We start from the raw sequence: 12,678 nt of genomic DNA on the forward strand, positions 1-12,678 counted from the left end.
AATCCTTTCATGAGCACCCTGATTCTTCATCTATCCCTGGCACCGCCGGGGCCCCACACCGAATACCGCTACACGCTGACCGCCGACGGCCACAGCGCCAGCGGCCATGCCAGCGCACGCGCGGCGCTGCTGCCCGCGCCCGGGCGCGCCGCTGGCGAGACCGTGGCGGTGGTACCAGCACGCGCACTGTCCTGGCAGCGCGTGCAATTGCCCCAAGGTGTCGGTCGCCAGTCGCCGCGCCTGCGTGCCGTGCTCGAAGGCCTGCTGGAAGAGCGCCTGCTGGACGACCCGGCGCAGTTGCACTTTGCCTTGCCGCCAGACGCCCGCCCCGGCAGCGCCGTGTGGGTGGCGATTTGCGATCGCGCCTGGCTGCGCGCCTCCTTGCAGGCGCTGGAAATGGCCGGCCACCCGGTCGCGCGCGTGGTGCCTGAATTTGCCCCTGGCGCCACTGCCAGTGGTCAGCCCGAGCTGTTTGCCCAAGGCACGCCCGAAGACGCACAGTGGGTGGTCACCGGCTATGGCGTCCATGGGGGCGTGGCGGTACTGCCACTCTCGGGCGCCGCGCTGGCCCTGGTGGGCGTGACGGCCGACGCTGACCACGCCGCTGCGGTACACGCCGCACCCGCCGTTGCCGCGCTGGCAGAAAAAGTATGGGGCCACCCGGTGCAGCTGGAAACCGATAGCACGCGCGCCCTGCGGGCGGCGCACGGCCACTGGGACCTGGCGCAGTTTGATTTGGCCAGCTCGGGCCGCATTCGGGCGCTGCGCCAAGTCGGCGCTCTCACCAGCGCACTGCTGCACGCGCCGCAGTGGCGCGCGGCGCGCTGGGGCTTGGCTGTGCTGCTGCTGGCGCACCTGCTGGGGCTGAACCTGTGGGCCTGGCAAGAGCGCCAAAGCCTGGCCACCAAACAGGCCAGCGTGCGCAGTGCACTGACGCAGACCTTCCCGCAGGTCAAGGTGGTGGTCGATGCCCCGGTACAAATGGAGCGCGAACTGGCGCTGCTGCGCCAGGCGGCCGGTGCACTGTCGGCGCGCGACCTCGAACCGCTGCTGGCCACCAGCGCCAGCGCCCTGCCTGCCACCTGGCAAGCCAGCGCCATCGACTACAGCGGCGGCAGCTTGCGCCTGCGCGGCCCGGCGCTGAGCGCCGCCGAACAAAGCCACGCCAGCGACACCGCCCGCGCCAGCGGCTACCAACTGCACACCGAGGGCGACACCGTACAAGTGCGCGCCGCCACTACGCCATGAGCCGCACTCCGTCTTCTGCCGCGCCCGGCAACCTAAGCGCCCGCTGGCAAGCACTGGCGCCGCGCGAACAGCACCTGCTGCGCGCTGGCGCCCTCCTGGTCGCGCTGGCGCTGCTGTGGTGGCTGGCACTGGCCCCCGCGCTGCAGACGCTGCGCAGCGCCCCGGCACGCCACGCCGCGCTAGACGCACAACTGCAACACATGCAGGCTCTGCAAAGCGAAGCCCAGGCGCTGAAAAACGCCCCGCGTGCCGATCCCGACAACGCCCTGCGTGCGCTGCAAACCTCGGTCACCGAACGCCTCGGCCCGAGCGCCCGGCTGGCCCTGTCCGGTGACCGCGCCACCCTGACCCTGCAAAATACCCCCGCCGACACCCTGGCGCTGTGGCTGGTACAAGCGCGCAGCAACGCCAAGGCCGTGCCGCAAGAGGCGCATTGGGTGCGCAGCAAAAACGCCGCTGCCAACCCACCCAATACGGCCCACCCCAGTGCGCACTGGGACGGCACGTTGGTGCTGGCCCTGCCGGCGCGCTGATCCGCCATGGCCCGCACCTCCCGATCCACGCCGCCGCGCCCCCAGCGCGCAGCAAACAGTGACCGCAGCGCGCGCACGCCCTGGGGCTGGGCGCTGACGGGCGCGCTGCTGGGCGGACTGATCACACTGACCTTGTTTGCGCCAGCGCAGTGGCTGGCCGACGGCGTCGCCCAAGCCAGCGGCGGTCAAGTGCAACTGGCGCAAGCCCACGGCACGCTGTGGAATGGCTCGGCACAACTGCTACTGACCGGTGGCGCCGCCAGCCAAGACCGCGCCGCCCTGCCCGGGCGCATGGACTGGCAACTGCGCCCCACCTGGAGCGGCCTGCGCGCCCAACTGAGCGCGGCCTGCTGCACCGCCAGCGCGTTGCAAATACAAGTCCATCTGCGCTGGGGTGGCGCGCATCTGACGCTGGCCGACAGCCAAAGCCAATGGCCCGCCGCCGTGCTGGCCGGTCTGGGCACGCCGTGGAACACGCTGCAGCCGCAGGGCCAACTGGTGCTGCGCACCACCGACCTGCAAGCCGATTGGGCGGCCGGACGCATGGTGCTGACCGGGCAAGCGCAACTGGACGCGCTGGCCATGTCCTCGCGCCTGTCCACCCTGGCGCCGATGGGCAGCTACCGCTTTGCACTGCAAGGCGGCGACATACCGACACTGACACTGCAAACCCTCGAAGGCAGCCTGCAACTGAGCGGCAGCGGCCAATGGGTCGGCCAGCGCCTGCGCTTTGCCGGCGAGGCCCGCGCCGCGCCCGAGCGCGAAGCTGCGCTGGCCAACCTGCTCAACATCATCGGACGGCGCAGCGGCGCCCGCTCCCTCATTACCCTGGGTTAACCGTATGCCTCTTATGACCAAGCACGCCGTCTGGATTGCTATTCAAACTATAGCTAGTAGCGCTTTACTGGCAAGCGCTAGCGGCACAATTCATGCTCAAACCAACCCCAAAACAGCCCCAAACGCCACCAGCGTGCGCCCAGGCGAGCCGGTGACGCTGAACTTTGTCAACGCCGATATTGAAGCCGTGGCACGCACCATGGCCACCATCAGCGGGCGCAATGTGGTGGTCGATCCGCGCGTCAAGGGCCAGATCACCCTCGTCGCCGAGCGCGCCGTCAGTCCCTCCAACGCCTTCCAACAATTCCTGGCAGCGCTGCGCCTGCAGGGCTTCACCGTGGTCGAAGCCGCCGGCCTGTACAAGGTGGTGCCCGAGGCCGATGCCAAGCTGCAAGGCGGCAGCGTCAGTGTCGCGCGCGCCGGCCGTGCCGGCAGCAGCGGCCCGGCCGGCGGGCAGATCGTCACGCAGATCTTCAAACTCAACTACGAAAGCGCTAACAACCTGGTGCCGGTGCTGCGGCCGTTGATCAGCCCGAACAACACCATCAACGTCAACCCCGGCACCAACGCGCTGGTGATCACCGACTACGCCGACAACCTGCAGCGCCTGGGCAAGATCATTGCCGCCATGGACGTCTCCAACGCCAGCGACATCGAAGTCATTCCGCTGCACAACGCCATTGCCACCGAACTGGCACCGCTGGTGGCGCGCCTGATCGAGGGCGGCACAGCCACAGCGGGCGGCGCCAGCAGCACGCCGGGCCAGACTGACACCTCCTTCAAAACCACGCTGCTGGCCGAGCCGCGCAGCAACGCGCTGATCCTGCGCGCCGCCAATCCGGCACGCGTGGCCCAGGTGCGCGCTCTGGTGGCCAAACTCGACCAGGCCCCGGTACCGGGCAGCACCAGCGCCAACGGCAACATCCATGTGGTGTATCTGAAGAACGCCGATGCCACCAAGCTGGCAACCACGCTGCGCGCCGCGATGGCGGCCAACGGCGCAGCTCCTGCCGCCGGCAGCAGCAGCCCAGCGTTCTCGCCCCTGTCTAGCCCCGCCGCCACAGGCACCGGCTTGGGCAGCGGGATGAGCGCCGGTATAGGCGCCAGCAGCAACGCCAACAGCAACCAGCCCTCCACCGGCGGACAAATCCAGGCCGACCCGGCCACCAACTCGCTGGTCATCACCGCATCGGAACCGCAATACCGCCAGCTGCGCGCCGTCATCGACCAGCTCGATGGGCGCCGCGCCCAAGTACTGGTGGAGAGTCTGATCGCCGAAGTCAACATGGACAAGGCGGCGCAGTTCGGCATCCAGTGGCAAAGCCTGCTGGGCCAGGGCAACAACGTGGTCGGCTTGGCCGGCAGCAATTTCACCATTGGCGGAATCAACCTGTTTTCGTTGGCGGCCGGACTGGCGGACGGCAAAGTCACGGCCACCTCCAAGCCACCGTCCCCTGGCTTCAACTTCGGCCTAGCGGCCAAACACAACGGCAAATTCGTGCTGGGCGCGCTGGCCAACCTGCTGCAGTCCACCGGCGATGGCAACGTGCTATCCACGCCTAACCTGCTGACGCTGGACAACGAGGAAGCCAAAATTCTGATTGGCGAAAACGTGCCCTTCCCGACCGGCTCGTACGCCAACACCGGCGGCAACAGCAGCAGCGTCAACCCCTTCACCACCGTCGAGCGCAAAGACGTCGGTCTGACGCTGCGCGTGAAGCCGCAGATCAACGAGAACGGCACCGTCAAATTGGTGATCTACCAAGAGACCTCAGCGGTCAAGGCCGGCACCGAAGACTCCATCAATGGCCCCAGCACCACCAAGCGTTCCATCGAGTCCACCGTGCTGGTCGAGGACGGCTCCATCGTCGTGCTTGGCGGTTTGCTGCAAGACCAGTACACCGGCAGCCAGCAAAAAGTACCCTACTTGGGCGACATTCCCGGCCTGGGCGTGCTGTTTCGCAGCGACACGCGTGCGCGCACCAAGACCAACCTGATGGTGTTCCTGCGGCCGGTGGTGGTGCGAGACGCCAGCGAGAGCAGTCAGTTGTCTCTGGACCGCTACGAGATCATGCGCGGCGTACAACAGGCCGCCCAACCGGTCGAAAGCAGCACCGTACCGATCAACGAAGCCCCGCTACTGCCTGCAATGCCCGCCCCCGCCAACATCGCACCGCTGGGCGGCGTAAGCCCTGGGATGGCGCCGGCACCGCTGCCCGTGGCCCTGCCAGCGCCGGTGTCGGTGCAGCCCGACACCGGCTGGTCCCCCCAGTAAGACGCCCCATGCGTTACCCCCTGCCCTACGCCTTTGCGCGCAGCAATCAGTTGCTGCTGGAAGACGACGGTCAACAGCTCACGCTGTGGCACGGCGCCGCACCCGACGCCCCGGCCCTGTCGGAAGTGCTGCGCAAACACCCCTCGGTGCACCAGTTGCAGGCACTCGACGCCCCGGCGCTGGCGCAGCGCATCAGCGCCGCCTATGCACAGGGCGAATCCAGCGCCGCCACCGTGGTCAGCGAAGTCGAAAGCGACGCCGATCTGTCGCGCATGATGCAAGAGCTGCCAGCCGTGGAAGACCTGCTCGAAGCCGCCGACGACGCCCCGATCATCCGGATGCTCAACGCCCTGCTGACGCAAGCGGCACGCGATGGCGCCAGCGACATCCACATCGAGCCCTACGAGCGCCACAGCAGCGTGCGCTTTCGCGTCGATGGCGCACTGCGCGAAGTGGTGCAACCCAACCGCGCGCTGCACGCCGCGCTGATCTCGCGCCTGAAAATCATGGCCGACCTGGACATCTCGGAAAAACGCCTGCCGCAAGACGGGCGCATCAGCCTGCGCTTGGGCACACGCGCGATTGACGTGCGCGTCTCGACCCTGCCCAGCGCCCACGGCGAGCGTGCCGTGCTGCGCCTGCTGGACAAAAGCGGCGGCGCCCTGAGCCTGGCATCGGTCGGTATGCAGGGCGACACGCTGGCGCGCCTGCAAGCGCTGATCGGCCAGCCGCACGGCATCATTTTGGTGACCGGGCCGACCGGCTCGGGCAAGACCACCACGCTGTACGCCGCGCTCGGCCAACTCGACACCCAGCGCAGCAACATCATGACGGTGGAAGACCCGATCGAATACGAGCTGCCCGGCATCGGCCAGACCCAGGTCAACAGCAAGATCGACCTGACCTTTGCCAAAGCCCTGCGCGCCATCCTGCGCCAGGACCCCGACGTCATCATGATTGGCGAAATCCGCGACTTTGAAACCGCGCAAATCGCCATCCAGGCCAGCTTGACCGGCCACCTGGTGCTGGCCACGCTGCACACCAACGATGCCGCCAGCGCCATCACCCGCCTGACCGACATGGGCGTCGAGCCGTTCCTGCTCAGCAGCTCGCTCTTGGGCGTGCTGGCCCAGCGCCTGGTGCGCAAGTACTGCACCACCTGCCACGGTACTGGTTGCGACACCTGCGGCCACACCGGCTACCAAGGTCGCACTGGCGTGTTTGAACTGCTGGTCACCAACGACGCCATCCGCGCACAAATCCACAGCCAAACGTCCGAAGCCGACATCCGCGCCGCCGCCCTGGCCAGCGGCATGCAGCTGATGCGCGACGACGGCGAGCGCCTGATCGCCGAAGGCCTCACCAGCCGCGAAGAGGTGCTGCGGGTGACTAGAGACTAAAACCGACTTAAACCCTTATGGTGAAAGCGGTTGCAGCTATTATTTTTAAAATTTGAATGATGGACAAACATCGCCGTAGCCCTCCAGCCATGCGGGCCGCTGTGGCCTTCGTATGTCTGTGGTTCTGCATCGGCGGCATCGCCCACTTTGTTTTCACCGAAACCGAGATGCGCGTCGTGCCGCCGTACATTCCCTGGCCGCGCGGCGCCGTGCTGGTCAGCGGGGTGCTGGAACTGCTGGGCGCTGTCGGGCTGCTGTGGCTGCCGACCCGACGCCTGGCGGCCTGGGGACTGTTCGCCCTGACGCTGGCAGTCACGCCAGCGCACATCTACATGCTGCAGCAGCCGGAGCTTTTCCCCTCTGTGCCGTATTGGGCACTGCTCTTGCGGCTGCCGGTGCAGGCGGCTTTGCTGGCGCTGATAGCGTGGATAGCGTCCCGGTCGGTACCACCAGCTTATTTTTAGGTGCCGTCCTCCCGAATGTGATCCCCGATTCAGACGGCCTGAAGATAGGGGCTGCCTGATTTTTAGAGGCAGCAACGGGCTGGTGGGGAAGCGGCGTTTTTCTGCCCCTCAGCCAGCGCTGGCGCTCTCTATACCCCGGCCCGCGCTGTGCAGGATGCCCTGCGCGGCGCGGCACGAGCCCCACAGGCGCATGCCAGTCAACTCAGCCATGCGCACACCCATGCTGGTGGGGGCCGACACGGTGGCCATGGCGGCGATGCCGAGCTTGGCGCATTTGCGCACCAATTCATGGCTGCCACGGCTGGAAAGAATCACGAAACCGGGGTCTTGCAGGCGCCCACTGCGCGCCAGGCACCCCATCAGTTTGTCCAGGGCGTTGTGGCGGCCCACGTCTTCAAACACGTCCAGCAGCGTGCCGTCCACCTCGCACCAGCCGGCCGCGTGCAAGCCGCCCGACTGGACGTTGAGCAGCTGTTTATCGGTCAGCCGGTGCATGGCGCGCAGCACTTCGGGCAGGCCGATCTGCGCTGCCCACGGGTAGTGCGGCAGGGGTGCAAACGACAGATCGAGTGCGGCAAAGCTTTCGACGCCGCAGACACCGCAGCCGGTACGCCCAGCGATGCTGCGGCGCCGGTCCTTGAGACGGGCAAAGCTGCGCGAGGAAATCTCCAGCTGCACCTCCATGCCGTGCATGCCATCGGGCAAGGCGGCCGCGCTGTCGCGCACGGTCTGCACGTCGATGCCGTGGCAGTCGTCGGCGTGGTCCAGGATGCCTTCGCTCAACGCAAAGCCCAGTGCCAACTCTTCCATATTTTGCGGCGTGGCCATCATCACGGCGTGCGAGATGCCGTTGAACACCAGTGCCACCGGCACTTCGCTGGCCAGGATGCGCGGCTGCGCCGAGACCACTGCGCTGCCGTCCGGCTGCATGCGGTGCATCTGCACGCCGCGCTGCACCAGCGCCGGCATGGCAATGGGGTCGTGGGCGGCGCTGCTACAGGCGGCAAGGCAGGCGACGGAGGTAGGAGCAGCGGAAGCGGTGGCAGTGGTGGTCACGGAACAGGTGTCTTGTAGGGAATGTGGCGGCTGCCCGGCTGGGTCCAACTGGCACCGACAGAGCGCTCAAAGTGTCTGCCAGCATAGAGGCGTTAAAGCAAGTGTCCAGGATTACCCTGAACGCCCTTCTTTCGCGCTCCGAATAGACCTTGATAACCCCAGTCTCTCCTAGAATCAAAGAGCAGACAACCCACTTAAAAAGAGGTACCTCCATGGTGCAATATTCTCGGCGCCAGTTCATGCAAGTGACTGGCTCCACACTGGCGGGCTCCAGCCTGGCGTTGATGGGTTTTTCACCCACCAATGCCTTGGCTGAAGTTCGCCAATACAAGCTCGCCGCCACCACGGTGACGCGCCAGACGTGCACGTACTGCTCGGTCGGCTGCGGCGTGCTGATGTATTCGCTCGGTGACGGCAGCAAGAACACCCGCTTGTCGATCATGCACATTGAGGGCGATCCGGACCACCCGGTCAACCGTGGCACGCTGTGCCCCAAGGGCGCCGGTCTGCTGGACTTTATCCACAGCCCCAATCGCTTGCAATTCCCCGAATACCGCGCGCCCGGCTCGAACGAGTGGAAGCGCTTGTCGTGGGACGACGCGCTAACGCGCATCAGCAAGCTGCTCAAGGACGACCGCGACGCCAACTTCGTCGAAAAGACCGAAGATGGCCTGACCGTCAACCGCTGGATCACCACCGGCATGCTGGCTGCTTCGGCGTCCAGCAACGAAGCCGGTTACGTCACACACAAAGTGGCCCGCAGCTGGGGGCTGCTCGCACTCGATAACCAAGCACGTGTCTGACACGGCCCGACGGTGGCAGGTCTTGCCCCGACGTTTGGCCGTGGAGCGATGACGAACCATTGGGTCGACATCAAGAATGCGGACGTTATTTTGATCATGGGCGGCAATGCCGCCGAAGCACACCCGTGCGGCTTCAAGTGGGTGACCGAAGCGAAGGAGCACAACAAGGCGCACTTCATGGTGGTCGATCCGCGCTTTAACCGTTCTGCCTCGGTGGCCGACTTTTACGCGCCGATTCGTTCTGGCAGCGACATCGTCTTTTTGGGCGGCGTCATCAACTACCTGCTGACCAACGACAAGATCCACCACGAGTACGTGAAGAACTTCACCGACTTCACCTTCATCGTGCGCGAAGACTTTGCGTTTGAGGATGGCATTTTCTCGGGCTACGACCCGGAAAAGCGCACCTACGACAAGGCCTCCTGGGACTACGAGTTGGGCGAAGACGGTTTCGTGCGCACCGACCCGACGCTGCAACACCCGCGCTGCGTCTATCAGTGGCTGAAAAAGCACTACGCCGAGTACACGCCCGAGAAGGTCGAGAGCGCCTGCGGTACGCCGAAAGAAAAATTCCTGCACGTGTGTGAAAAATTGGCCAGCACGGCACAGGCCGGTCGCGCTGCGACCATCCTGTATGCGCTGGGCTGGACACAGCACTCCACCGGCTCGCAAATTTTGCGCACCGGTGCCATGGTGCAGTTGCTGCTGGGCAACATCGGTATTGCCGGCGGGGGCATGAATGCGCTGCGTGGGCACTCCAACATCCAGGGTCTGACCGACCTGGGCCTGTTGTCAGCCAGCCTGCCGGGTTACCTCACATTGCCTGGGCAGGGCGAGCAGGACTACCAGAAGTTCGTCAAGGCGCGCACACAACTGCCGATGCGCCCAGGGCAGATGAGCTACTGGCAGAACTACTCCAAGTTCCACGTCAGCCTGATGAAGGCTTGGTGGGGGCCAGCGGCCACGGCAGAGAACAACTGGGCCTACGACTACCTGCCCAAGCTGGACCGCCAGTACGACATGCTGCAGTACTTCGACATGATGAAGGACGGCAAGGTCAACGGCTACATCGCCCAGGGCTTCAACCCGCTGGCGTCGCTGGCGGACAAAACCCGCGTGCGCAGTGGCCTGGCCAAATTGAAATTCCTGGTGGTGATGGACCCGCTGCAGACGGAAACCGCCGACTTCTGGAAGAACTACGGCGAGCACAACGACATCGACACCGCCTCGGTGCAGACCGAAGTGTTCCGCCTGCCGACCACCTGCTTTGCCGAAGAGGAAGGCTCCATCGTCAGCTCCTCGCGTGTGCTGCAGTGGCACTGGAAGGCGGCCGAGCCACCGGGCGAAGCCAAGACCGACGTCTACATCATGTCGCAGCTGCATTTGCGCCTGAGCCAGATGTACCAGCAGGACGGCGGCAAGTTCCCCGATCCGATCACCAACTTGTGGTGGCCTTACGCCCAGCCCGGTCACCCCAGCTCGGAAGAAATCGCCAAGGAATACAACGGCCGTGCACTGAGCACCCTGCTGGACCCGAAAGACCCGACTAAGATCATCCGCAAGGCGGGCGAGCAACTGGCCGGCTTTGGTGAGATGCGCGATGACGGCAGCACCCTGGGTGGCTGCTGGATTTGGGCCGGCGCTTGGCCACAGGCCGGCAACCAAATGGGCCGGCGTGACAACTCCGATCCAACCGGCATTGGCAACACGCTGAACTGGGCCTGGGCCTGGCCGGCCAACCGCCGCGTGCTCTACAACCGGGCCTCGTGCGACGTGGCGGGTAAACCGTTTGACGCCAAACGCAAGTTGATCGGCTGGAACGGCACCACCTGGAGCGGTGCCGACGTGCCCGACATGGGTGTGGCGCTGGCACCCGAGACGGGAGCCGGCCCCTTCATCATGAACCCCGAGGGCGTGGCGCGTTTCTTTGCGCGCAAGGGCATGAACGAGGGGCCATTCCCGACGCACTACGAGCCGTTCGACACGCCATTGGGCTACAACCCGATGTACCCGAAGAACAAGAAGGCGACCAGCAGCCCGTCAGCCCGCGTGCTACCCGGTATCTGGGAAACCTTCGGCACGGCCGAGGAGTTTCCGCATGTCGGCACCACCTACCGCCTGACCGAGCACTTCCACTACTGGACCAAGCACGCTTTGCTCAACGCCATCAGCCAGCCTGAGCAGTTCGTTGAAATCAGCGAATCTTTGGCCGAATCGATCGGCGTCAAAACCGGCGAGATGGTCAAGGTCAGCTCCAAGCGCGGCTTCATCAAAGCCGTCGCCCTGGTGACCAAGCGCATCAAGCCGATGCAGATCGAGGGCAAAACGGTGCAACACGTCGGTATCCCGATCCACTGGGGCTTCAAGGGCTTGACCAAGCCTGGCTTCCTTGCCAATACGCTGACGCCTTTTGTCGGCGACGGCAACAGCAATACGCCAGAGTTCAAGACCTTCCTAGTCAAAGTCGAAAAGGTGTAAGGAGCGCTTATGTCATCCCTTCAATCCCTCGATATCAAGCGCCGCTCCGCCACCACTACGCCCTCGCCCAGCGCGCGCGTGGGGCACATCGACCAGGTCGCCAAACTGATTGACGTGTCCAAGTGCATTGGCTGCAAGGCCTGCCAGACCGCCTGCTCGGAATGGAATGACCTGCGCGACGACGTCGGCACCGTGTCGGCCGCGGGTGTCTATGACAACCCGACCGACCTGACGGCCCAGTCGTGGACCGTGATGCGGTTTTCGGAATACGAAAACGAAGCCAGCGGCAATCTGGAGTGGCTGATCCGCAAGGACGGCTGTATGCACTGCGAAGATCCCGGCTGCCTCAAGGCCTGCCCGTCGCCCGGTGCCATCGTCCAGTACGCCAACGGCATCGTCGATTTTCAGCAGGAAAACTGCATTGGCTGCGGCTATTGCATTACCGGCTGTCCATTCGACGTACCGCGCATCTCGGCCAAGGACAACAAGGCCTACAAGTGCACCCTGTGCTCTGACCGCGTGGCTGTCGGCCAGGAGCCGGCGTGCGTCAAGACCTGCCCGACCGGCGCCATCCACTTTGGCACCAAGACGGCCATGCAGGACTACGCCCAGGAGCGGGTGGTAGACCTGAAGGAGCGGGGGTTTGCCCAGGCTGGCCTGTACGACCCGGCCGGTGTCGGCGGCACGCACGTCATGTATGTGCTGCACCATGCTGACCAGCCTTCGCTGTACCACGGTCTGCCGAACGCGCCCAAAATCAGCCCGCTCGTGGGTTTGTGGAAGGGCGTCGCCAAGCCGTTGGCCATCGCTGCGCTCGGCGCCGCTGCCGTCGGCAGCTTGTTCCACTACATCACCAAAGGCCCCAACGAGGTATCGAAGAAGCTGGAGGACGAAATGGAACGCAAGGACCAATTGGCCCAATCCCAAGCCCAGGACAGGGAGACCACGCCATGAAACGCAATCCACGCGACTTAAAGCGCTACACCGCTTCGGAACGGGCCAACCACTGGATCGTTGGCATCTGCTTCATCCTGCTGGGCCTCTCGGGGCTGGCGTTCTTCCATCCGGCGTTCTACCCATTGACGCAGCTGTTTGGTGGCGGGCCGTGGACGCGCATCCTGCACCCGTATGTCGGGGTGGTGATGGCGCTGTTCTTCATCATGATGGTGCTGCGCTTCTGGCGCCTGAACGTGATGGAGCAGCGCGACGTGGAGTGGCTGAAGAACGTCGACAAGATGGTGGACGGCGATGACCACCACATGCCCGAACAGGGCAAGTACAACGGCGGCCAGAAGCTGTTGTTCTGGGGCTTGGTGCTGTTCATGCTGCTGCTCATGGTCTCAGGCGTGTTGATGTGGCGCACTTGGATTACTGTGCCGGTGGACGTAGTGCGTTTGTCCTCAGTGGTGCACGCGCTGGCTGGTTTTGCCATGATTGGCCTGATCATCCTGCACGTGTATGCGGCCATTTGGACGCGCGGTACCATCCGCGCCATGATGTACGGCACCGTCACCCGCGCCTGGGCCAAGCAGCACCACCGCGGCTGGTACCGCAAGGTGACGGGCGATAACGAGTAAGGATAGC

General features: G+C 65.0%; 10 protein-coding genes. 9 read left to right on the forward strand and 1 reads right to left on the reverse strand.

Annotated features, from left to right (window positions below; translation table 11 throughout):
* The first annotated feature begins 9 nt into the window (after positions 1-9).
* From gspL to Q390_RS0101145, 6 genes are read left to right on the forward strand one after another with little or no spacing between them, the layout of a single operon-like run.
* The gene (gene gspL / locus Q390_RS0101120) at positions 10-1,248 is read left to right on the forward strand and encodes a type II secretion system protein GspL (protein WP_027994417.1); all 1,239 of its coding nucleotides are present in this window, start codon (positions 10-12) and stop codon (positions 1,246-1,248) included.
* Entirely contained in the window at positions 1,245-1,781 is a 537-nt protein-coding gene (gene gspM / locus Q390_RS0101125; protein WP_027994418.1) for a type II secretion system protein GspM, read from the forward strand. The genes gspL and gspM overlap by 4 nt, the downstream gene beginning before the upstream one ends.
* 6 nt (positions 1,782-1,787) lie before the next feature.
* Positions 1,788-2,618, forward strand: coding sequence for a type II secretion system protein N (gene gspN, locus Q390_RS0101130; RefSeq protein ID WP_027994419.1), 831 nt, complete (start codon positions 1,788-1,790; stop codon positions 2,616-2,618).
* Between the two features lie 4 nt (positions 2,619-2,622).
* Positions 2,623-4,893: a type II secretion system secretin GspD gene (gene gspD / locus Q390_RS0101135; RefSeq protein ID WP_027994420.1), complete on the forward strand. Its 2,271-nt coding sequence runs from the start codon at positions 2,623-2,625 to the stop codon at positions 4,891-4,893.
* An 8-nt stretch (positions 4,894-4,901) separates the two neighbouring features.
* Positions 4,902-6,293: a GspE/PulE family protein gene (locus Q390_RS0101140; RefSeq protein ID WP_027994421.1), complete on the forward strand. Its 1,392-nt coding sequence runs from the start codon at positions 4,902-4,904 to the stop codon at positions 6,291-6,293.
* A gap of 59 nt (positions 6,294-6,352) precedes the next feature.
* On the forward strand, positions 6,353-6,757 hold the full coding sequence (locus tag Q390_RS0101145) for a DoxX family protein (RefSeq protein ID WP_245606833.1): 405 nt from the start codon (positions 6,353-6,355) through the stop codon (positions 6,755-6,757).
* 108 nt (positions 6,758-6,865) lie between these two features.
* Here Q390_RS0101145 and fdhD read toward each other — a convergent pair whose 3' ends face one another.
* Positions 6,866-7,696, reverse strand: a complete 831-nt coding sequence (gene fdhD / locus Q390_RS0101150) for a formate dehydrogenase accessory sulfurtransferase FdhD (protein ID WP_245606842.1) — start codon at positions 7,694-7,696, stop codon at positions 6,866-6,868.
* A gap of 329 nt (positions 7,697-8,025) precedes the next feature.
* Between fdhD and fdnG the strand changes: the two genes are divergently transcribed.
* From fdnG to Q390_RS0101170, 3 genes are read left to right on the forward strand one after another with little or no spacing between them, the layout of a single operon-like run.
* Positions 8,026-11,094 carry a formate dehydrogenase-N subunit alpha gene (gene fdnG, locus Q390_RS0101160; protein WP_156949788.1) on the forward strand — a complete coding sequence of 1,023 codons (3,069 nt, stop codon included), beginning with the start codon at positions 8,026-8,028 and terminating at the stop codon, positions 11,092-11,094.
* A gap of 9 nt (positions 11,095-11,103) precedes the next feature.
* Positions 11,104-12,048 (forward strand): formate dehydrogenase subunit beta, encoded by a 945-nt coding sequence (gene fdxH, locus Q390_RS0101165; protein ID WP_027994426.1) that lies wholly within the window; start codon positions 11,104-11,106, stop codon positions 12,046-12,048.
* Positions 12,045-12,671: a formate dehydrogenase subunit gamma gene (locus tag Q390_RS0101170; protein WP_027994427.1), complete on the forward strand. Its 627-nt coding sequence runs from the start codon at positions 12,045-12,047 to the stop codon at positions 12,669-12,671. Before fdxH ends, Q390_RS0101170 begins: the two co-directional genes overlap by 4 nt.
* Positions 12,672-12,678: the final 7 nt, after the last annotated feature.

The sequence above is a fragment of the Simplicispira psychrophila DSM 11588 genome (genome assembly GCF_000688255.1).
GTDB classification, from domain to species: Bacteria; Pseudomonadota; Gammaproteobacteria; order Burkholderiales; family Burkholderiaceae_C; genus Simplicispira; species Simplicispira psychrophila.